We start from the raw sequence: 19,631 nt of genomic DNA, 5'->3' as shown, positions 1-19,631 counted from the left end.
CCTCCCCCTTCCTTTTTTTGTGACTGCCTCACGACTTACGTGTGTATCCTCAGCGCGTCAGTCGTGCCAGTGCCGCACCATCGGGTGTGAAGGGTTGTGCATATCTGGGCCGGTCGGCGGCATCCGGGTCGATCGCCTCGAGCCACGGCGTCAATCGCTCGCCGCGCAGCCGCGCTGCGGCGCCTTGTACCAGACGCACCAGAAGAATCACGGTGGATGCGACCGTCCAGACGGCCACGGCGGTCAGGCCGGCTGCCGGCGCGGTCACAAGAAGCGAGCCCGTCAGCAGCAGCAGGTTCGGATTGCGGCGACCCGTCACGAGGCGAAAGTAGGAGTCGAACGGTTGCCAGGTGAACATCGAGAAGCCCGCGACGAAGTGCTTGAACGCACCTTCGGCCAGCCGCCCGCCGATGTAGCCGGCAAGGATCCAGTAGAGCGTCGTCGAGAGGCTGTCCAGATGCGCCGCACCTCCGACGATGCCGGCGCCCCAGGCCGCATACCACAGCGGCGGATGGACGAGATCGGTGACGTGGTCGAGGTAGTGGCCGAACGATGACGACGTCACCGTCACGCGCGCCAGCTTGCCGTCGACGGTGTCCAGAAAGGTCATCAGCCAGGCCGGCACGAGCCCCGCGGCGAAATGCCCGTGCCAGAACAGCCACGTCGCAGCCAGCACGAGGATCAGGCCGGTGGCCGTGACGGCGTTGGGCCGGATGCCGAGGCGCGTACACAGCCGGACCGTCCAGCGCGCCGGCAAAGGCCACACCCATTTCGTCACCAGATCGGTGACGCCCTTGTAGGACGCGTCGAAGAGGAATGCCTCCAGCTCGGCGACGCGGTCGGCGCGGATCGGCAGCAGCAACGGCCGGTCGGCCTTGAGCAGCCCGGCGATGTAGCTCGGCCGAAGCTCGGCGGCCGTCTGCACGGCAACACCGTCGATGGACGGCGACGGACCGGCATTCTCGATGGCATCTCGCGCGGGCGCGATCTGCGTGCCGGAGACGTTGGCCGCCACGGCCACGGTGCGGCCTGCGCCGTCGCGGGCTTCCAGGATCGTGCCGGGCTCGGCGAGAAGCTGATGCAGCGTGCGAGCATCGAAGAGGAAGTCGGCGCGCACCAGCAGCATGGGCTGCGATTCGGGCGGCGCGTCCAGGAGGACGCGCTGCACTCCGGCTGCGCGCAGCTGGCGCGCGAGCCTTTCCTCCCCTGTCAGACCCCACAGACGCACGGGGCAGCGCCCGAGAATGGCGGCAACGGTGGGCGACTGCGCAGAAGATGGACGAGCCGACATGATCACTCCCGCGCCGTCGCGTGGCGCCGGTCGGGTGGCTGGCGCAGAAGCCTGCGAGCCACCACGTTCATCTCCTGGTTGAACTCGAACACGATGGGCACGCAAGTCGGCACCTTGATGCCCTTGACGTCGTCGCCGCCGTGCCCGTCGAGCATCTTGAGCAGGCCGCGCAGCACGTTCTTGTGCGACACGATGAGCACCCGCGCGCCGCCGCGCAGGTCGGGAACGATCGTCTGTTCCCAGAACGGAAGCATGCGCTGATACGTATCGTGCAGGCTTTCGGTCAGCGGCAGCTCCTCGGGCCGCAGATCGGCATAGCGTGCATCGTGGCCGGGATAGCGTGGATCGGCGCGCTCCAGAGGCGGCGGCTGGCACGTGAAGCTGCGCTGGCAGCGCAGCACCCGAATGCCGTAGCGCAGGACCGAGGTGACCGGCCCCAGGCCCTGGAGCGCGCCGTAATGACGCTCGTTGAGGCGCCAGCTCGCGCGGATCGGGACGTGCTCGAGCGCCATCGTCTGCAGGACGATGCGCGCGGTGTCGGTGCTGCGGCACAGAATGGAGGAAGCGCACCAGTCGAAGCTGTGGCCGGCCTCGCGCAGGATGCGCCCGGCCTGCTCGGCTTCGGCGGCGCCCGCCCTTGTCAGGCCGACGTCGGTCCAGCCCTGGAAGCGGCCGACGCGATTCCATTCGCTCTGACCGTGGCGCAGCAGCACCAGCGTTGCGTGGCTCACGAGGAATGTCCCGCCGGCGGCACGCCGAGCAGCGCACGCACGCGCTCGGCCACCGCAGCCAGCTCGCGAAGCGGCACGCGGCGTGTGAGGTCGAGCGCTTCGCCGAAGAAGCGCGCGTGCCCTTCGGCCACCAGGCGCCGGTGCAGCTCGGCGATGTTGCGCGGCGGCCGGACGATGCCGCGCTCGATCATCCGGGCGCAGACGTACTCGAGGCCCTGCTGCGGGCGCACCGTGCCCTTGGCCTTTCGAGGCCGCGCGCTGGCACGCTGCACGATCCTGCCGCGCATGCGACGCTGCCATCCGCCTTCGACGGTGGGAACCGGATAGATGTAGAGCGGGCGGTCGGTGGCGGCAGCTTCTGCCAGCATCGACTCGCTGTCGGCGGTGACCACCAGCACGTCGGCAACCGCAAGACAGCCCATGTACGGATTGCCGTCATCGCCGCGCTTCCATTCGTACAGGCGCGCATGCTCGCCGATGCGCGCGACGGCCTGCCGCAGCGCAGCCGTCGCCGCCTCGCCCGTGCGCGGGCTGGTGACGATGTAGAGGCTGCCGCCGGCATCGCGCGCCTTCTCCGCAACCTGCGCTGCCATGCGCGCAGCGGTTGGGCCGTCGAGCCGATGCGCGGCCGATGAGCCGCCCACCAGCAGCGCCACGTGCGGCCGCGGCATGTCGGCGAACAGGTCCCGCCAGCGCTGGCCCGCGCTCGTCAGCACCGCATCGTCGATGGCCGTCAGCGGCGCCAGCGTCTCGAAGCGGCGCGGATGCACCGGATAGCCGAAGAAGCCGCAGACGACGCTGAGGTCGAAGGCGTCGGCGCGCGCAAGCGCGCCGCGGCGGCCCATCTGCACGATGCGGCTGCGGCCGCCGCTCTGCTCGCCGATCCAGCGCGCGATCGGCGCCACGGTCCGGCCGGTGGCGATCACGAGGTCCGGCCACGGCGGCGTCAGCGGGTCGGAGCGGCGAGCGTCGAGGCTGAGAAGCTTGGCGCCGAGCAGACGGTTGTCGAGCTTTTGAAGCGCGTTGAACGCGAGCCGCTTGATCTCGTACGGCCAGCCCAGCGCGCTGGCCAGGCCCACGGACTGCGTCGTGTGCCCGAGCTTGTGGTCGGCGAGGATCCACACTGCCGGCGGCTTTCCGTCCGGCCGCGGCCCGCCGCGGCGCACGACGAGCCGTGCCGGGCCGCCCTGCACCGCCAGCTGCCAGCGCACGTGCGGATGGCGCGCAGCCGCTTCGGTGACGACTTCGTCCCACCAGCTCTCGCCGCGCGGGCCCTCGTGCACGGCGGCTGCGCGCAACGCGTGGGAGGATGCATCGACCTCGATGTGCACGACACGCCCGGCGCGCTCGAACAGCTCCTCGATCACCCACGGCACGTCCTCGCTCGGAAGCTGCTCGAGTCCGCGCCGGCAGACCACGGCGTCGCAGCGCAACGCCAATGCCGTGGAGGCGAGGTCGAGCACGCTGGCGTAGGCGCAGCGTTGTGCATCTCCGACGACCGCTGCCAGGTCGGCGCCGCAGACACCGTCGCGGCGCCAGCCGACCTCGAGCGCGGTCTTCGCGGAAGAGGCGGCGATGACGTCCGGCACTGCGTCGCCAACGGGGGAAGTCGTGACCGGCATCGGCACATCGCCCGCAGCAGCGTGCGCAGCCAGCGCCTGGAAGCGCGGGCTCGGCCGCTCGCGAGTGAACACGTGGGCTCCGATCCGGCGCGCTTCGCGCTCCATGTCGTGCCAGACGTACCCCACCGCGTTCGGCTGGTATGCGAACACCCGCGGGAAAGGCTGCCAGGGCTGCTCGTGAATCGTGGTGTAGTGCAGGACCTTCGACCAGCCCGCGCGATACTCCTCGTCGCGGCAATGCCACTGGCGCGGCAGCGGGCCCCACACGCCGGCGCTGCGAGACCTGGCCTCGAGCGCCTTGCGCCGCTCCTTGCGCGCGTCCTCGATGCGCCAGATCGGCGCCATGCGCTCGCAGTCGATGAGCATGACGGCCGTGTCCTTGTCGCTCAGCGCGAGGAAGCCGGCGCCGTCCATTTCCATGTCGAAGAGCTCGGCAGGATCGCCGAGATAGATCTGGTCGACGTCGTTGTAGATGGCGCGGCCGCGGTTGCCGGCGAAATGCGGGATCGCGAAGCGGTAGTTGGTGAAGCCCGTGAGCCATCTGGCGCGGTCGAAGCCGACCAGATCGCGCATCAGGTAGATCTCGTATCGCCGTGCCGGATCGCGCGTCCGATCCACCGAGTGCACGAACACGCGCTCGGCGCGGTACTGCCCGGGCTCGGTGCCGACGAAGATGCGCACGGGCTCGCGCTGGCTCGGCGCGCTGCCGGCACGCGGCGCAAGCACGACGCAGTCGGGCTGCGGGCGCTGCCCCGGCGGCCGGCCGGCGCCGCGCCCATGGATCTGCTCGTTGACGAAACTGCCCGACAGAAAACCGATCATCGCGACGTGCGCGCAAGCAGCCGGTGCACACGGCTGCATCCTTGCGACGGCCGATCTTAGTCGGCGACCGCGAAAGTGGCGAGCGCACATCCTGCGCAGCGCCCGGCGCTGTTGACGGCCGGGGGCGCCCGCTGTAGGTCGGCACCAAGTTCGCCTCATGCGCCTTCTTCTGGTCTTCGGCCGCCGTTATCCCGGTCGCAGCGTTCTGATGCTCGTATGCCTGTCGCTGGCTGCGATGGCCGAAGGCGTGGGGCTTTCGAGCATGCTTCCGCTGCTGGGCATGGTCACCGATTCCGGCGGCGAGCCGACGGGGCTGGAGCTCACGCTTCGGCGGCTGCTGTCCACGGTCGGGCTGACTCCGACCGTCGAAGTGCTGCTCGGCATCATCATGACCGGCAGCGTCGTCAAGGCTGCGCTGGTGCTGATCGCGCAGAAGCAGGTCGGCTACACCGTCGCCCACGTCGCCACCGATCTTCGCCTCGAGCTGCTGCGCTCAGTGCTGGCGGCGCGCTGGCCCTACTACGTGCGACAGCCCGTGGGCATGCTCTCCAACTCGTTCGCGACCGAGGCCTCACGCGCCGCCGACGCCTACCTGAACGGTGCGCTGATGGTGGCGCAGGTCATCGAGACGCTCCTGTACGGCGCGGTCGCCGTCATGATCTCCTGGCAGACGGCACTGGCCTCGGCGCTGGTCGGCATCGTGTCGGTGACGACGCTCGGACGGCTGGTGCGCACCACGCGCCGCGCCGGAAAGAAGCAGACCAACATCATGCGCGCCGTGCTCGGGCGCCTCTCCGACGTGCTCTACGCGGTCAAGCCGCTGAAGGCGATGGGCCGCGAGCCGCTGATCGCGCCGCTGCTCGAAGGCGAGACGCAGCGGCTCAACCGCGTGCTGCGGCGCCAGGTGCTGAGCAAGGAAGCGGTGCGCGCGCTGCAGGAGCCGTTCATCGTCGTCTCGCTGGCCGGCGGCCTGTTCGCGGCCACACAGATCTGGGCGCTCCAGCTCGACAGCGTCATCGTGCTGGCGCTGGTGTTCGCCCGCGCGCTGTTCTCGCTCAACAAGGCGCAGAAGTTCTATCAGGCGATGACGGCCACGGAGAGCGCGTTCTGGTCGATCCGCAAGACCATCGCCGACTCCGATCGCGAGGCCGAGACCAACACCGGCACGCGCGAGCCGTCTTTCGAGCGCGCGGTCTCGTTGCGGGACGTGGATTTCGCGTACGGCGAGCGGCCGCTCCTGCGCGGCGTCTCGCTGGCCATTCCTGCCGGCGAGATCACCGCGGTCATCGGCCCCTCCGGCGCCGGCAAGACCACGATCGCCGATCTGGTGCTCGGCCTGGTGCGGCCGCAGCGCGGCGAGACCTACCTGGACGATCTGCCGCTGTCGGAGGTCGACATCATGGGCTGGCGGCACATGGTCGGCTACGTGCCGCAGGAGATGCTGCTGCTGCACGAGAGCGTGCGGACGAACGTCACGCTCGGCGATCCGCAGGTCACCGAAGCCGACGTCGAAGAAGCCCTGCGCGCGGCCGGGGCGTGGGACTTCGTGTGCGAGCTGCCGCAGGGAATGGATACGCCGCTCGGCGAGCGCGGCGCGCGATTGTCCGGCGGGCAGCGCCAGCGCATCTCCATCGCGCGCGCCCTCGTGCACCGGCCGCGCCTGGTCATCCTCGACGAGGCCACCGCGGCGCTCGATCCGGGCAGCGAGGCCGAGATCCACGCGACCGTGCGCGCACTGCGCGGCAAGACCACGATCCTGGCGATCTCGCACCAGCCGGCGTTGCTGGCGGTGGCCGACCGCGTCTACCGGCTCGAAGACGGACGGATCACCATGCTCGAGCGCGACGAAACCGGCGCATGGTGCACGGACGAGACGCCGCTTCGCGCGCGGACGGCCTGAGCGCCGTCGCCGCGTCGTGCGCTCGCCGGCTCCGCCCGGCTCGATCGGCCGCGCTCCGGTGGCACCGGCGCTCGCGTGCGCGCAGTTGCCACGCTGCGTCCGCGCTCGCCCTTACGTTCGCAGCGCCAGCAGGCCGCCGACGAGCACGAACAGCACGTTGGCCGTCCACGCGGCAATCACCGGCGGCAGCGCGCCGGCATGGCCGGCCGAGACCGAGATCGCCTGCGTCAGCCAGTAGAGAAAGACGACGGCGACTCCGGTGATGAGCTGCGCCGCCATCCCGCCCCCGCGGCGCGAGCTGCGCAGCGCCAGCGGCAAGCCGAGCAGCACCGTGATCACGCCCGACATCGGCAGCGCGAGCTTGAACTGAAGGTCGGTCTGGAACTCGGCCGGATCGAGCCCCTTGGCCTCGAGCATGCGGATCCGCTGGCGAAGCTGGAGGAAGTTGAACTCGTCCGGACGCGGAGTTTTCCTGCGGAAGTCCGACGGCGTTCCCACCAGCTCGAGCTCACCGCCCTGCAACGGCCGGTAGGCGAAGCCGCCGCCGGGCGCGAACGTTCGCACGGTGCCTTCGCCGAGCTCCCAGCGCCCGCCGCGCCAGATCGCCGAGGAGACCTCGACCAGACGCGAAACGCGAAAGCTCTCGTCGAGCACGTGCAGCGTCACGCCGTGCAGGATCTCGCGCGTGGCATCGAAATATTCGATCTTGAGGAAACCCTCCGGAAGCTGGAACCACAGCGAGGTCGCGTCGAGCAGGCCGCGGTCGCGCAGGCCCTTGATGCCGAGGTCCTTGACGTTGCGCGCGCGCGCTGCCGACGGCGGCACGATGGTCTCGTTCCACAGCAGCGTCGCCACGCTCAGGATGATGCTGGCCATCAGCAGCGGCCGGGCCAGCCGCAGCACGTTGACGCCGCAGCTCTGCAACGCCAGCACCTCGTTGAAGCGCACCATCGATCCCACGCTGAGCATGACCGCCAGCAGCGCGGCGGCAGGAAAGACCTCGACCAGGACCTCGGGGATGCGGAGGAAGAAGTAGGCGGCCACCAGCGCCGGGCTGGATTCGTACTGGACGAAGTCGCCGATACGGCCGAAGAACTGGACGACCAGCAGCAGGCCGACGCCGCTGGTCAGGCACAGCGCGAAGACGCGCAGGTACAGGCCGACCAGGTAGCGGCCGAGAACGCTCACAAGCGGCCCCGGCGCCTGGCGCTCGAGCCCCACATCCTTGAGCGGCCGCCCACGGGGCGAATGTAGACGGCGCCGGGCTGGCGATTCAACCGAGGCTCGGCGCCGATGCACCAGTTGGCACCGCTCGCACGCGCCGCCGAAGGTGCTAAGCAACCTGCGGCTCGGCTACGGCGAGCCAAACCGTCTTGCGAGGCGCACGATGAAATTCGGCCTGTTCTACGAGCACCAGCTTCCGCGACCCTGGGATGAGGACAGCGAGCACCGACTGCTGCAGGAGGCTCTCGAGCAGTGCGAATACGCCGACAGCCTCGGCTTCGATTACGTCTGGGAGGTCGAGCATCACTTCCTGGAAGAGTACAGCCACAGCAGCGCGCCGGAGGTATTCCTGGCGGCGGTGTCGCAGCGCACCCGGCGCATGCGGCTCGGGCACGGGATCGTGCAGACGCCGCCGCCGTTCAACCATCCGGCGCGCGTGGCCGAGCGCATCGCCACGCTCGACCTCATCTCGGACGGCCGCGTCGATTTCGGCACCGGCGAGTCTTCGTCCGAGGCCGAGCTCGGCGGTTTCCTCATCGATCCCGCCGAGAAGCGCGCGATGTGGGAAGAGGGCCTGCGCGTGGCGCTGCGCTGCATGAGCGAGACGCCGTTTGCCGGGCATGACGGCAAGTACGTGACGATGCCGCCGCGCAACGTGGTTCCCAAGCCGCGGCAGAAGCCGCATCCGCCGGTGTGGGTCGCGTGCAGCCGTCGCGACACGATGCTGCTGGCCGCGCGCATGGGCATCGGCGCGCTGACGTTCGCCTTCGTCGATCCGGAGGACGCCAGGCACTGGGTCAGCGACTACTACTCGGTGCTCGAGAACGAAGGCGTGCCGGTGGGCGATGCCGTCAATGCGGGCGTCGCCTGCGTCTCGCCGTTCCTGTGCCATCGCGACGAGGATGAGGCGATGCGGCGCGGCCTGGAGGGCGCCAATTTCTTCGGCTACTCGCTCGCACACTACTACGTCTTCGGCCGCCACGAGCCGGGTCGTACCGACGTGTGGGCGGAGTATCAGAAGCGGCGCGGCGACAGGGGATACGATCCGGAGGCGGTCCGCCTGGCTGCGGCCAATGCCGGACGACTCGGTGCCAAGGCGGTCGAAAGCGGCGTCAGCGGCCTGCGCGGAACCGTCGGCACGCCGGCGCAGGTGCGCGAGTACGTGCGCCGGTTCGAGGAAGCGGGCGTGGATCAGCTGATCTTCGTCAGCCAGTCGGGCAAGACGCGGCACGAGCACATCATGGAGAGCCTCGAGCTGTTCGGTCGCGAGGTGCTGCCCGAGTTCCGCGAGCGCGAAGAGAAAGCGGCCGCCGCGCGCACACAGCGCCTGGCGCCCGTCATCGACAAGGTGATGGCGCGCAAGCCGGCCGGCGATCATCCGCCGCTGCCGGCAGGCTATTCGTTCCCCGCCATCCCTCGAGCGATGGCCGACCGGGTCGGCGCAGACGAGTTCCACCGTATGCTCGACAAGGTTGCCGAAGAGGCCGTCGACGGCGACAGCCCGACCATCCGGGGATGGCGTGAAGGACGTGATCCGTTTCCCTCCTAGGAGCGGGCCTCTAGCGGAGCGACTTTCGTGGAGGCGTCTTTACGGATCGCCGCTGCCGTGTTGAGGTCGTGCGCATCGAAAACCTACCCGACAAGGAGTGAGTGATGCTGACAGTTGGCGACAGGATTCCCGAGTTCGAACTGACTGCGGTGGTAAGCACCGAGCCAGGAAAGGAGTTCACCAAGATCACCCACGAGAGCTTTGCGGGCAAGTGGAAGGTGCTGTTCTTCTGGCCGATGGATTTCACCTTCGTCTGCCCGACGGAGATCGCCGAGTTCGGGCGGCGCGCCGGGGATTTTGAGCAGCGAAACGCGCAGGTGCTCGGCGCCAGCACCGACACGCACTACGTGCATCTGGCCTGGCGCAACAATCATCCCGATCTGCGCGACCTTTGCTTTCCGATGCTCGCCGACACCAAGCGCGAGCTGTCGCGCCTGCTCGGCATCCTGCACAAGGACGAAGGCGTGCCGCTGCGCGCGACGTTCATCATCGACCCCGAAGGCGACATCCGGCACGTCAGCGTCAACGACCTCTCGGTGGGCCGGAACGTCGACGAGACGCTGCGCATCCTCGACGCCCTCCAGACCGGCGCCCTCACCCCGTGCAACTGGCGCCAGGGCGAAGCCACTCTTTAGGGGCCAGGTGCGGTCCTGGAGCGACGGTATCGGCCCGATCGGGGTTGGATACCGTACGCTCAGGACCCGATCCCGATAGCCATTCGTTCGATCGCGGAGGTTCGCGTTCTGGCGCGCTCGTGCCGAAGGCGCCGCCGCAGGACCAGGCCGCGGTGGCGATGCCGTGCGAGGGCGGAGGCTCGCGCTCCGGCGCGCGGGGCGGCTCCGGAAGGCGCGCGCCGCCACTCTCGCACGCGTGCTAGAGTGCTGCGCCGGTCATCGTGCGCCGAAGCGAGGCCGTTTTTGCAGTGCAAAGCTGCGAGCCTCCGGCCACCCCACGAGACGCGGTTTCCGTCGATAATCGCGTGCTGTCCGATACTTAGACCGATTGACCCGCAGCCAGGGCTGGCGTGTTTGCAATGAAATTCCTTGCAAGAAATCGCAAAAGGACATGGTAGGCGGGACCACGGCTCGTTACGCTTCGAGACATGAAGAGGGCCGGCACGAAGGCGGCCCCTGAGCTGTGAGAAGGAGTGACAGCCATGATCCAGAACGACTTTACCGCCGTCGTGCAGAAGGTTTCGGGTGGCTACATCGCGTTCATCGAAGAGATGCCGGGCACCGGCATCTACGGCACCACCCTCGAAGAGACCCTCTCCAATCTCCAGGACGTGCTGACGCCGTACTTCCTCAACATGGATCGTCAGCTCGACGAGAACTGAACGGCCTGCCGTAGGCGCAACGTCGCGGCGAGCAGAAGCACGCTCGCCGCGACGCAGAGCCACGCAAGCCACTCCCCCCACCGCGTGTAAGGCGCGGGCACGCGCAGCGGCCGCACCTCCCGCACGAGTGCTTCGCGCGTGAACTTTCCGCTCCGAGCAACCAGCACACCGCGCGCGTCGGTGATCGCGCTGATTCCCGTCGTCGTCGAGCGCACCAGCGGAATGCCGTGTGTCGCCGACTGTGCCGCCGCCAGCATCAGATGCTGACTCTGCTCGGAGCTGTCGCCGTACCAGGCATCGACGGTGACGTTGACCAGCAGGTTGGTGTCCGGCCGCAGGCTGCTACGCACGAAGCCGGCATGAATCGCCTCATAGCAGATCGAGAAGACGAAGCGCGCCGGGCCGGACTCGTAGGCAGGCACCTCGACCCCCGGCTCGAAGCTTCCGACGGTGCGGATGCGGTCGAAGCCGGGAATGACGTCGCGCAGCGGCACGTACTCGCCGAAGGGAACCAGGATGTTCTTGTCGTAGCGCCGGTCGATCTGGCCGGGGGGATGGATTCGGAAGGCCGAGTTGTGCTCGGACCCGCCGCGTCCCTCTTCGTGATTGCCGCCGGTCCATACCTCGGCGCCCGTTGCGCGGACGAAATCGAGAACGACGCGGTTCTCCGGCTGCGACGGATCGGTCGGGAGCGCACCCTCGGGCCATACGAAGACGTCGATCTTGCGTCCGCCGGCCTCGGCGATCGCCTTCTGCGACAACGCCACGAGGTCGCGCGCGAAGGCGTCGCGCTTCATGCGCGAGAGCTCGCGGCGCCGCTCGATGGTGTGATCGGGCTGAATCACGGCCACGGTCAGCACCGGCGCCCGCTGCTCGGCCTCGGCGATGCGCTGCAGACGCGTGTGCGAATACATCACCGCAGCTGCGCAGAAGATCGCGAGCACCGCCGCGTTCACGCCGAACGACCGGATCGGGAGGCGGCGCTCGTGGAAAGCCTCCAGCCCCTGCAGCACCACTGCATTGCACGACATCACCAGGAAGCTGACGCCGCTGACGCCGGTAACGGCACTGAGGAGGAAGACCTCGGGCACCTGGTACCACGCGTGCCCTTGCAGGTAGCCGAAGATCTGCGGGTTCAGGAACTCGAGCGCGCAGAACCACGCCGCGATCGCCACCGGCCACATCATGCCCGCGGCTGCGCGGATGCGGCCGAAGCCCCACGCGAAGATTGCAGCGTAGAAGCCCATCGCCGCGCCGAAGAGCAGCCACGCGGCGAGCGCGGCCGGCAGCGGCAGGTCGCCGAAACGGATCATCGTTCCGGGCAGCCAGTAGAAGATCGTCAGGTTGGCGGACATGCCCACCAGCCAGCCCGCCATCAGGGCACTGCCACCGCGCAGCCGGCGAATGACCCACATTGCCGGCACCCAGGCCACCGGATGCAGCACGAGCAGGTTCCATGGCGGCGAAATGGCGGCCTGGACCACGCCGGAGAACAGGAGCGCGAGGACTGCCAGCACCGTCGCCGTGCGCGCCGTGGGCGCGCTTCGATGACCGGGCTCAGGCGCCCCGGGCGCCGGAGCGCCGTTCCTCGTCCCGCGTCGGATTGCGGCCGCCGCCTGCATCATCGCACCACGTCTTGCCGGCGCCGCCGTCCGCATGACGGCACCACGTCTTGCTGGCACCGGCCCAGCGTGCAAGCTAGCCGTTGTCTTGCGGCGTTCGTTGCCGCCCTGGCACCTGCAGAATGAGTGATCCCATCCCGCCTCGCAACGCCCGTCCCATCGGCGTCTTCGACTCGGGCGTCGGCGGCCTGACCGTCGTGCGCGCGCTTCGACGCGCGCTCCCGGAGCAGGACATCGTCTATCTCGGCGACACGGCGCGGGTGCCCTACGGCAGCAAGAGTGCGCGGACCGTCGAGCGCTACGCGCTGTCGTGCCAGCGCTTCCTGCTCGACCGTGATGTCAAGCTGGTGATGATCGCGTGCAACACCGCCTCCGCCACGGCGCTGCCGGCGCTGATTGCGGCCAGCCCCGTACCCGTCATCGGCGCCGTCGAGCCAGGCGCCTTCAGCGCGCTGGCTGCATCGCGCAATGGACACATCGGCGTCATCGGGACCCTGGCAACGGTGCGCTCGGGCGCCTATGAGAAGGCCATCGCTCAGCGCGACGCCGACACGCGCGTGACCTCGCTGGCTTGCCCGCTGCTGGTGCCGCTGGCCGAAGAGGGATGGAGTGAGGACGAGGTGGCCGCCGCCGTGGCCAGGCGATACCTGACGCAGCTCTTCGCGCGCGATGCGCAGATGGACACGCTCGTGCTCGGCTGCACGCACTACCCGCTGCTGCAGCCTGTGCTCGCGCGTACGGCGCGCGAGATCGCCGATCGCGAAGTCGCCGTCGTCGATTCGGCCACGGCGATGGCCGAGGCGGCGCGGCAGACGCTCAGCGGCGATCATGGCGGCGCCGGCCGCGGCGAGCTTCACTGCTTCGCCACCGATACCTCGCGACTGGAGGAGCTCGCCCCGCTTTTCCTCGGCGAGCCGCTGGCGACGTTCGAGCTGGTGGACCTGTAAGACGGATCCCGCTCCGCCACACCGGCCGACGTCACGCCTGAGACGGCGTCAGTTAGTCGAAATCCATATGCGCTGGATAGCGGTCGAGACGATGGAGAAGCCCGCACACGGATATCAGGAGCGCAAGAACGAAGGACGCCGCCGCGATTTTTTTGAGCACCATCGAGCTCATACGATGATCTCACCGCTTCTCGATCTCGTAGAGATAGACACCGGCACCGTTGGTCTCGTATGCGTCCAGGCGGCGTCCTCGTGCCTCGAGGTGTCGGATCAGGACGGAGCGCTCCGGGACAGCGCAGGTCGGACATTCGTGGGCGAAGACCAGCCATAGACGTCCCTGCGGTGCCGCCGCGTCCAGCTCTCCAGCGTAAGCCGCCGGATCGCCGCGATGGGCACGACCCAGAGCAACACCGTCCTTCGGCAAGGGCAGAGCGTGCGCGTAGAACCGGAATGCGGGCTTCGCTCCATAGTAGACGTAGACGCGATCACTGCTCTCCAGGCGGCGCAGCAGATGCTCGAGAGCCGGCCGCAGGTCTTCGGGCGCACGCGGCTGCAACGCGCTGCGCAACGCGCCGCCGACGGGCGAATACAGGACCACAACGGTGAGCGACGCGGCGACCGCGACGCCTGCCGCACGGTGCGCGCGGGCAGCGGCCGAGGCGAGAGCGCGCACTCCTGCAGCGACCGCCAGGTACAGGCATGGCACTGCGAACAGGAGGAGCCTGCCGCTGAAGGGATACTTGCCTGCTGCCGACGCCACAACGGCTGCAAGCAGTGGGGCGGTGAAAAGCATCGCAATCGGCGGCGATCGCCGGACCTGGGACGCGACGCCGACGACGGCGAGGCCTGCGGCCCAGGAAGCCGGCTGTAGCGCACCGACCTGAGCGATGAACGCGCGCACGGCATCGCGCAGCCACGACAGCGAACCCGCCTCGCCGGCGGGCCAGAACGCGCCTCGCCAGTATTGCAGTAAGGCGGAATTGCTCGCGAGGGTCTCCAGGGACAGCCAGTAAAGAAGCGCCGCCGATGCCGCCCAGGTCGTAATCGCGGCTACGGCAATCGGCAACGCCCTTCGCTGCCGTGCCGCGGCGGCGATGACCACCGCGGCAGTGCCGCACAAGCCGAATGCCGCGGGATGGGAGCACCACACCGCGATGGCACCGACGGGCACGACGACCCACCTCCTCGACCAGGTTGGCGGCGTGGTCGCGTGTCGCCACCGCTCGCCGTCCAGCCACGGCATTGTCGCCCACAGCAGCGCCAGCGCAGCGGCGACGTCGACGGCATATTGTTTGGCTTCGGTGGAATACTCGACCACCGGCGTGCCCACCGCCAGCAGCCCAACGGCAAGCAAGCCTGCACCGCCCAGCCACGAAGTGGCAACCCGCGCCATCAGCACCAGCGCCACGACCGACGCTGCAAACGGAAGAAGCCTCAGCGTCCAATCCTGAAGTCCCAGCATGAGCACGGCCGCCTTCTGCATGAGCAGAAAGCCCAGCGGCGCACCCTGGTTGTATTCCAACGGCTGCGCCAGCGCCGCGGCGGATCGTTCCACGACATTGACGGCAAGCATGGCCTCGTCCATCCACAACGAGCGCCACGTGCACAGCTGTCGCAGGCGCAGGCCGACGCCGAGCACGATCAGAGCCGCCGCTGCCGCCGCCGCAAATGGAACGCGCGCCGTCAGCACCGCCACTCTCATGGAGCGCGACTGACGAAAGGCCTGGTGACGCCTGATGTCATGCAGTGCATGGCCGTTGGACAGTAAAGGAAACTGCGGCGAGGTAGAAGAAAGCCGTCAACCGGTCACGGGCCGCCGTAGACGGCGCCGCCTGCCGTTGCTCTTGCGCGGTTCGCGAATGGTCCGGTAGGTGGCAATAAGGCCGAATGAGCCGAATCCCGGACTCCGCCGCCCTGCCCCGTTCCATCCGACAGTACGACGTTTCTGCGGGCGGCGTGCGCCTGCGTGTCCTGGAATCGCCGGGCCAGGGGCCGGCCGTGGTTCTGCTGCACGGTGCCGGATCGAATGCGCGATCGTGGCTGCCGCTCATGCGTGCGCTCGCCGGCCGGCAGGTGCTGGCGTTGGACCTTCCCGGGCACGGCGCAAGCAGCCAGGGTCCCACGCACGACCTCTACGAAACCGCGGACGTCGTCCGGGAAGTGATCGAGACCGAAGTCGGCCGCGGCGCGGTCCTTGGAGGCCATTCCTGGGGCGGCAAGCTTTCCGGCTGCATGGCCGCCTCCGATCCGGCTTTGTGCGCGGGTCTGGTGCTGATCGATCCCTCGCCTTCGCATGCGGTGCCGGTCGACATCGAATCGTTTGTGGAGATGGCGTTTGGCGTCGAGCTCGCCGAGTACGACTCGGCCGAGGAGGCCGCGACGGCAGCGCGCACGATCCCGCGCTACAGCCGATGGGATGACGACATTGCCGCGGCGTTCCTTGGCGGGCTCGCGCGGCAGGAGAACGGAAAGTGGTCGCTTCGGCCGGGCCGCGCCGAGCTGACGGCGCTGTGCCGCGGCGTGTTGTGGACCGATGCCTCCGAGATCCTGGCACGCGCGGCGCAGTTGCCGACGCTCCTGGTCGTTGCCGGCGAAAGCGTGTGGCAGGCGCAGACGAACGTGCTCGCCTATGCGGATGCGACGCTGGTGACGCTCGCCGGCAGCCACTGGATCCATCACGACGATCCTGCGGGCTTGGCGTCGGCCGTCACGAGTTGGCTCGACGAGCGATTTCCGCTCGGCGGCGCCGCCGGCGCAACGCCCGACGAATAGCGATCCCTTCGCGGCTGGCGGTTGCGTGGCCCGACCGCGCCTGCCGAGTGCACGCCGCCCCGCACTCACGGCACGGCGAGTGCGTTGCCGTGGCGCGGGTCGTGGTGATACATCGGCCAGTCGCTCTTCTCCGGCGACGCCACGCCGGGCACGTTCCACACGAACACGCGCATCAGGAGCGGATCGACCCAGACGACTTCCTTCAAGCCATCGCCGTCCAGGTCCGCGATCGCGGGCGAGGCGAAGCGCTCGTCGTCGAAGTGCGCGAAGTCGGTGACGGGCAGCTCGGGCGCATCGCCGGTGCCATGGATCGGGATCGGCACGACGCGCGGAAAGAACGGGTGCAGGTCGCCTTGCACCGAGGCTGCCACGACGGCTTTGCGAACGATGCCGAGGCCGTCGTACCCGGAGCTTCCCGTCACCAATTCCTGCTCGCCGTCGCCATCGATGTCGCCGATGGCCAGCGACTGCATCGCCATCTCCATGTTGAACGCGCGATGGATGGCGGCCGGCGCAGTCGCCGCGCGATCGGCGCGGATCTGCAGGAACTGATTGAAGCCTTCGCCGATCGGCGCTTGCGCCGGCGTGTGCGCGTACAGGTAGGCCTCGGCGCGGCCGTCCTCGTCGACGTCGCCGTAGGCGGCCAGTCCGTTGGAGAAAGGATCGCAGCGCGCGCCGCTGGCCTGGCACACATCGCGCAGCCGCGCGCTGCCGACGGGCATTCGCCGGCCGGTGGCGGAGTGAGCGCTCGCGCGCAGCTTGAATCCGGCGGTCTCGGCCAGGCTGAACACATCGAGCGCGCCGTCGCCGTCCATGTCGGCCATTCCCATGCGCGGATGCAGGAAGTTCGACCGCGCCCGCACGGGCCATCCCTGCAGCGGCAGGCGCAGGGCGTCGCGCAGCGAGAGCGTGCGGCGGCGCGTGCCGGGATGGTCGTCGCGGGTGTAGAAGACGATCTCGACGCGCGCATCGCCAGCCGCGTCGCCGACGGCTAGCGCGCTGTCGTTGAGGCCGGACACCCACGACCAGCCGGGCACGACGGTGCCGTCGCCGTCGAACGCCTCGGAACCGGTGTCGGCGCTGCACAGGATCTCATCGTCGCCGTCGCCGTCCAGGTCGCCGGCCGCAAGGTGCGCAGTCGTCCCGCGGTAGACGGTTGTGAGAACCGGGAAGCCCGGCTTGCTCTGGCCATCGGCAGACCAGGCGAAGAGCTGATGGCGGTTGGTGGCGACGACATCGCTCGCTCCATCTCCGTCGATGTCCGCCACCACCGGCGAGCCGGTCGTGGTGGACGACGGAAAGCCGCCGCCTACCGACTGCGGCCATCCGGTCTTCATCGTTCCGTCGTGCTCGAACACCAGCACTTCGCGGGCGGAGCCGACCAGGATCTCCTTTCGTCCATCGGCGTCGAGGTCGGCAACGGTGAGGTACTGATGATCGGCCACCGGCTGGATCTGCTGCGGCCAGCCGCTGCGCAACGCCGGATCCAGCGCGATTCCCTGGCGCGTCCGCTCGACGACGCCGTTGGCGTTGAAGACGCGAAGGCGGAAGTCGTAGCGGTCGCTCTCGCTGATGGCGGACATGTCGAAGGTGGCCAGGACACCGCCGCGGACCGGCGATGTCGGCGACGTTCGGACGATGCCGGCCGTGCTCCAGACGTCGGGATCGACGGCCGGGCGGCGCCAGTCGACGACATAGGAGGAGAACCCGGCGCCGGCGGCGGTGCCGACGATGGAGAGCGTGCCCGAAGCGCGAACCGCTTCGGCGGGCCGCGGCGAGGTCAGCTCGGCGCTGCCGACGGTGACGGCAACACGATCGACGTAGACGTCGGCGCCGCGACGCACCGTCAGCCGCAGCACGTAGGATCCATCGAGAAGATTGCTGGCATCGAGCACACCGAGCGTGCCGGCGACGACGGGCGTCGCCTGATCGGCAACGATCGCCGTCCACTGCGTTTCGGCGGACGCGCCGAGCTCGAGCGTGTACGATTCGAAGCCGGCTCCGTAGGCGCTGCCGCGGATCTCGATGGTCGCTGCGGTGTCTTCGAGCTCGCCGGCACGCGGGCTCTCGATGTGCGCCACCAGCGGCTCGGGCGCAGCGAGCGCGGCAGACGCATCGAGCAGTCCGTAGCCGGAAGCAGCATCGGCCCCGGCCGGCCCCACGTCGCGCGACGACGTGCGCAGCACCTGGCGAACCTGCTCGACCGTGTACGAAGGATGCAGCTGCAGGATGAGCGCAGCCGCGCCGCTTACGTGCGGCGCCGCCATGCTGGTGCCGGCAAGGCGTGCGTAGCCGGAGCCGACGCCGAGGTGGTTGCCGTATCGCGCGAGATCGCCGAAGGCGGAGAGCAGCGACAGGATGCTGTAGACCGGCGTCTGGCCGAGCGACGGCGGCGGTACGTCACCGCCGCCGGGCGCTCCCACGTCCAGCTTGACGCCGTAGTTGCTGAAGGACGCGGCAACGTCCTGCGAGTTGAAGGCGGCAACCGCGATCGCGCCCGGCTCTGCGGCAGGCGTGAAGGAAGCGGTGTCGCGGCCTGCGTTGCCCGCCGCGGCCACGAACACGACGCCGGCAGCATGCGCGTAGGCGACGGCGTCGCCTAGCAGCTGCGAGAGCCCGCTACCGGACCAGCTCGCGTTGATGACGTCGGCGCCGTTGTCGACTGCGTACACGATCGATCGTGCGAGCTGCGAGGTCGCGCCACTGCCGTCGCTGCCCAGGCCGCGAACGGCCATGATCCGCGCGTCGAAGGCGACGCCGGCGACGCCGCGGCCGTTGCCTGCCACCGCGGCAATGGTTCCGGCCACGTGCGTGCCGTGCATGTGATCGTCGAGAGGCGACGCATCGGAATCGGCGAAGTCGTAGCCCAGGATGTCGTCGACGTAGCCGTTGCCGTCGTCGTCGAGGTCGTTGGCCGCGATCTCTGCGGCGTTGGTCCACAGGTTCGGCGCCAGATCCGGATGCGTGTGGTCGACGCCCGTATCGATCACGGCCACGACGATCCCGGCGCCGGTGGCGACATCCCACGCCTGCGGTGCGCGAATGCTGAAGAGGCCCCAGAGATCGGCGAAGGCTTGTCCCCAGCTCCCCGAGGTGCGCAGGAATGAATCGTCGGGCATCAGCGCGACCGACAGCTCGCGATCCGGCTCCGCGTACTCGACGGCCGGATCGGCGGCCAGGTCGCGCGCGGCAATGCCGGCATCGGCGGTGGCGAGGTCGAGAATCCAGACGCGCGAAAGCCCGACGTCGGGGGAAGGCTCGCCGCGCACCGCTCGCACAGGGAAGCGCTGACGAAGCTGACGCCGCACGCGCGCCGCTGCCGCCAGGCGGCGGGCGTTGTGCGCGCCGTGACGCGACATCAACGCGTGCAGCTGGCTACCGGCGATCGGAGCCGCGGTCGCGGTGCGCTCGCGAAGCTGCGAGGCCAGGTCCATGCGTGCGCAGGCCCGGAGCTTGACGATGACGCGAGAGGGCGCCGAATGCGCACCGCCAGGCTGCGCAGAAACGGCCGCGCCTGCCGGGGAAGAGAGGAATGCGACGGCGATCATCGCGGCAAGCGTGGCCGCAAGCCGTGCGGCGACGGATGAGCCCGATGTTGCCAACCTCTCCCCCACGGCACTGCGTTACGGGCTGACCGCACTCGACGCAAAACGCGACGGCGCGCGGGGCGGGCCGATGCCGTGAAGACAGCGGACCGACGCGCGGCGTGACCAGGGTTTGAACATCCGCGGCGTGCGCAAGACTCCCCATCCGCGCCTGTGCGCATCTGCGACGCGGTGCGCTCGACGTCCGCGTCAGTTTTCTCTAAGGAGCGA

At 69.2% G+C, this 19,631-nt stretch carries 13 protein-coding genes; 6 read left to right on the top strand and 7 right to left on the bottom strand.

Translation table 11 applies throughout. The features are described 5' to 3' along the window. Window positions 1-49 precede the first annotated feature (49 nt). Genes VEC57_17565 through VEC57_17555 form a run of 3 tightly spaced genes read right to left on the bottom strand, consistent with a single transcriptional unit; the run spans window position 50 to window position 4,466 of the window. Window positions 50-1,291 (bottom strand): CDP-alcohol phosphatidyltransferase family protein, encoded by a 1,242-nt coding sequence (locus VEC57_17565; GenBank protein HYC00946.1) that lies wholly within the window; start codon window positions 1,289-1,291, stop codon window positions 50-52. A gap of 2 nt (window positions 1,292-1,293) precedes the next feature. Then, on the bottom strand, window positions 1,294-2,022 hold the full coding sequence (locus tag VEC57_17560; GenBank protein HYC00945.1) for a 2,3-bisphosphoglycerate-dependent phosphoglycerate mutase: 729 nt from the start codon (window positions 2,020-2,022) through the stop codon (window positions 1,294-1,296). Further along, complete coding sequence (locus VEC57_17555; GenBank protein ID HYC00944.1) at window positions 2,019-4,466, bottom strand: ELM1/GtrOC1 family putative glycosyltransferase; 2,448 nt, start codon at window positions 4,464-4,466, stop codon at window positions 2,019-2,021. Before VEC57_17555 ends, VEC57_17560 begins: the two co-directional genes overlap by 4 nt. Before the next feature lie 157 nt (window positions 4,467-4,623). Here VEC57_17555 and VEC57_17550 point away from each other — a divergent pair, with 157 nt between their 5' ends. Further along, window positions 4,624-6,366 (top strand): ABC transporter ATP-binding protein, encoded by a 1,743-nt coding sequence (locus tag VEC57_17550; GenBank protein ID HYC00943.1) that lies wholly within the window; start codon window positions 4,624-4,626, stop codon window positions 6,364-6,366. A gap of 111 nt (window positions 6,367-6,477) precedes the next feature. On the opposite strand, the gene VEC57_17545 is transcribed toward VEC57_17550, so the two are convergent. Then, on the bottom strand, window positions 6,478-7,587 hold the full coding sequence (locus VEC57_17545; GenBank protein ID HYC00942.1) for an LptF/LptG family permease: 1,110 nt from the start codon (window positions 7,585-7,587) through the stop codon (window positions 6,478-6,480). A 166-nt stretch (window positions 7,588-7,753) separates the two neighbouring features. Between VEC57_17545 and VEC57_17540 the strand changes: the two genes are divergently transcribed. The 3 genes from VEC57_17540 to VEC57_17530 all read left to right on the top strand — a co-directional run bounded on the left by VEC57_17540 (window position 7,754) and on the right by VEC57_17530 (window position 10,475). After that, entirely contained in the window at window positions 7,754-9,139 is a 1,386-nt protein-coding gene (locus VEC57_17540) for an LLM class flavin-dependent oxidoreductase (protein ID HYC00941.1), read from the top strand. 104 nt (window positions 9,140-9,243) lie between these two features. Then, entirely contained in the window at window positions 9,244-9,774 is a 531-nt protein-coding gene (locus tag VEC57_17535) for a peroxiredoxin (GenBank protein ID HYC00940.1), read from the top strand. A gap of 521 nt (window positions 9,775-10,295) precedes the next feature. Continuing rightward, window positions 10,296-10,475, top strand: a complete 180-nt coding sequence (locus VEC57_17530; protein HYC00939.1) for a hypothetical protein — start codon at window positions 10,296-10,298, stop codon at window positions 10,473-10,475. Here the strand turns inward: VEC57_17530 and lnt are convergent. Further along, window positions 10,457-11,992, bottom strand: coding sequence for an apolipoprotein N-acyltransferase (lnt, locus tag VEC57_17525; protein HYC00938.1), 1,536 nt, complete (start codon window positions 11,990-11,992; stop codon window positions 10,457-10,459). The two genes, VEC57_17530 and lnt, sit on opposite strands and share 19 nt — an antisense overlap. Before the next feature lie 227 nt (window positions 11,993-12,219). Between lnt and murI the strand changes: the two genes are divergently transcribed. After that, window positions 12,220-13,044 carry a glutamate racemase gene (gene murI / locus VEC57_17520; protein ID HYC00937.1) on the top strand — a complete coding sequence of 275 codons (825 nt, stop codon included), beginning with the start codon at window positions 12,220-12,222 and terminating at the stop codon, window positions 13,042-13,044. A 181-nt stretch (window positions 13,045-13,225) separates the two neighbouring features. Here the strand turns inward: murI and VEC57_17515 are convergent, their stop codons facing one another. Then, window positions 13,226-14,746, bottom strand: coding sequence for a hypothetical protein (locus tag VEC57_17515; GenBank protein ID HYC00936.1), 1,521 nt, complete (start codon window positions 14,744-14,746; stop codon window positions 13,226-13,228). Window positions 14,747-14,931: 185 nt separating this feature from the next. On the opposite strand from VEC57_17515, the gene VEC57_17510 reads away from it, so the two are divergent. Then, window positions 14,932-15,816, top strand: coding sequence for an alpha/beta hydrolase (locus tag VEC57_17510; protein HYC00935.1), 885 nt, complete (start codon window positions 14,932-14,934; stop codon window positions 15,814-15,816). 65 nt (window positions 15,817-15,881) lie between these two features. Here the strand turns inward: VEC57_17510 and VEC57_17505 are convergent, their stop codons facing one another. Further along, window positions 15,882-19,364 (bottom strand): S8 family serine peptidase, encoded by a 3,483-nt coding sequence (locus VEC57_17505; protein HYC00934.1) that lies wholly within the window; start codon window positions 19,362-19,364, stop codon window positions 15,882-15,884. Between the last annotated feature and the right edge of the window lie 267 nt (window positions 19,365-19,631).

This window comes from Candidatus Limnocylindrales bacterium (assembly GCA_035626395.1).
GTDB lineage: Bacteria > Desulfobacterota > Binatia > UBA1149 > CAITLU01 > DASPNH01.
This window is presented reverse-complemented; position numbering and strand designations above follow the sequence as displayed.

Coding starts and splice junctions, on each gene's coding strand:
- VEC57_17565 (HYC00946.1), bottom strand. CDS start 1,291: ATGTCGGCTCGTCCATCTTCTGCGCAGTCGCCCACCGTTGCCGCCATT.
- VEC57_17555 (HYC00944.1), bottom strand. CDS start 4,466: ATGATCGGTTTTCTGTCGGGCAGTTTCGTCAACGAGCAGATCCATGGG.
- VEC57_17550 (HYC00943.1), top strand. CDS start 4,624: ATGCGCCTTCTTCTGGTCTTCGGCCGCCGTTATCCCGGTCGCAGCGTT.
- VEC57_17540 (HYC00941.1), top strand. CDS start 7,754: ATGAAATTCGGCCTGTTCTACGAGCACCAGCTTCCGCGACCCTGGGAT.
- VEC57_17535 (HYC00940.1), top strand. CDS start 9,244: ATGCTGACAGTTGGCGACAGGATTCCCGAGTTCGAACTGACTGCGGTG.
- VEC57_17530 (HYC00939.1), top strand. CDS start 10,296: ATGATCCAGAACGACTTTACCGCCGTCGTGCAGAAGGTTTCGGGTGGC.
- murI (HYC00937.1), top strand. CDS start 12,220: ATGAGTGATCCCATCCCGCCTCGCAACGCCCGTCCCATCGGCGTCTTC.
- VEC57_17515 (HYC00936.1), bottom strand. CDS start 14,746: ATGAGAGTGGCGGTGCTGACGGCGCGCGTTCCATTTGCGGCGGCGGCA.
- VEC57_17510 (HYC00935.1), top strand. CDS start 14,932: ATGAGCCGAATCCCGGACTCCGCCGCCCTGCCCCGTTCCATCCGACAG.
- VEC57_17505 (HYC00934.1), bottom strand. CDS start 19,364: ATGATCGCCGTCGCATTCCTCTCTTCCCCGGCAGGCGCGGCCGTTTCT.